At 66.5% G+C, this 1,303-nt stretch carries 1 protein-coding gene; it reads left to right on the top strand.

Translation table 11 applies throughout. From position 1 onward, the window contains the following. Nucleotides 1-45 precede the first annotated feature (45 nt). Nucleotides 46-1,272: an IS30 family transposase gene (locus ACWCXB_RS36575; RefSeq protein ID WP_450728821.1), complete on the top strand. Its 1,227-nt coding sequence runs from the start codon at nucleotides 46-48 to the stop codon at nucleotides 1,270-1,272. Nucleotides 1,273-1,303: the final 31 nt, after the last annotated feature.

Below are 1,303 nucleotides of genomic sequence, written 5' to 3'. Positions count from 1 at the left end.
CTTAGGTTCTAACGATCACCGCAACACCCGACCTTCGGGGACGCGATGGCCTTCGAGATCCGAGAGATCCGGACACCGCAGGGGAAGAAGAAGCTGGCCCGTGAGCGGGAGGAATACTTCCGGCTCATGGAGCAGGGGGTAAGCAGCCGAGAAGCGTGCCGGATCGTCGGCATCAACCGGCGTACCGGCAAGCGGTGGCGCAACGGCACCAACGCAACGAAAAACAGACCCGCTCAGCCCGCACACAGAGTGCGGGCTGAGCGGGTCGTTTCGTCGTCGCCGCACCTGACGCAGGAGGAACGGCTCTACATCGCCGATCAGGTGCGGGAGAAGGCATCGGTGCGGAAGATCGCGGCGGAGCTGAAGCGGAGTCCGTCGACCATCAGTCGGGAGATTTGCCGCAACCGGCATCCCGGCAACGGCCAGTACCGGCCCTATGCCGCCCAGGCCCGCGCCGAGTCCCGGCTGCCCCGCCCCAAGCCCAGCAAGATCGCTCAGAACACAGAGCTGCGGGAGTTCATCCAGGGCCACCTGGACAAGCGGTGGAGCCCCGAGCAGATCTGCCAGGCTCTGCGCAGGCACTTTCCCGACCGGCCGGAGCTGCACGTGGCGCACGAGACGATCTACCAGGCGCTTTACGTCCAGGGCCGCGGAGAACTGCGACGGGACCTGACCAAGGTGCTTCGCAGCGGGCGTGTGCGACGCAAGCCACGACGGCAGGCCCAGCAACGCCAGCCCCGCTTCCGCGACCCCATGGTGATGATCAGTGAACGTCCCGCCGAGGCGGAGGATCGGGCCGTGCCAGGTCACTGGGAGGGCGACCTGATCATCGGCAAGGACGGCGCCTCAGCCATCGGCACGCTCGTCGAGCGGAGCACCCGCTACGTGATGCTCCTGCACCTACCAAACGGGCGTGGAACCGAGTTGGTCCGCGACGCCTTGATGGAGGCCGTCACGACGCTGCCGGCCCACCTGAAGCGGTCCCTGACCTGGGACCAGGGCAGCGAAATGGGACGCCACCACGAGTTCACCGTCGCCACCGACGTCCCGGTCTACTTCTGCGATCCGGCCAGCCCCTGGCAGCGGGGCTCGAACGAGAACACGAACGGCCTGCTGCGGCAGTACTTTCCCAAGGGCACCGACCTGTCGGTCCACACCCGCGAGCAACTGGAAGCCGTGGCAGCCGAACTCAACGGCCGACCACGAAAGACGCTCGGCTGGGAAACCCCAGCCGAGCGCCTCTCTACACTGCTTGCAACCGCCCAACACTGATCACGTGTTGCGACGACCGCTGGAATCCGCC

The sequence above is a fragment of the Streptomyces sp. NPDC001514 genome (genome assembly GCF_053597075.1).
The sequence above is the reverse complement of the archived record's forward strand: the minus strand, read 5'-3'. Positions and strand labels throughout refer to the sequence as shown.

Bases quoted from the DNA above. Each gene is read 5' to 3' on its own strand.
- ACWCXB_RS36575 (WP_450728821.1), top strand. From the start codon at position 46: ATGGCCTTCGAGATCCGAGAGATCCGGACACCGCAGGGGAAGAAGAAG.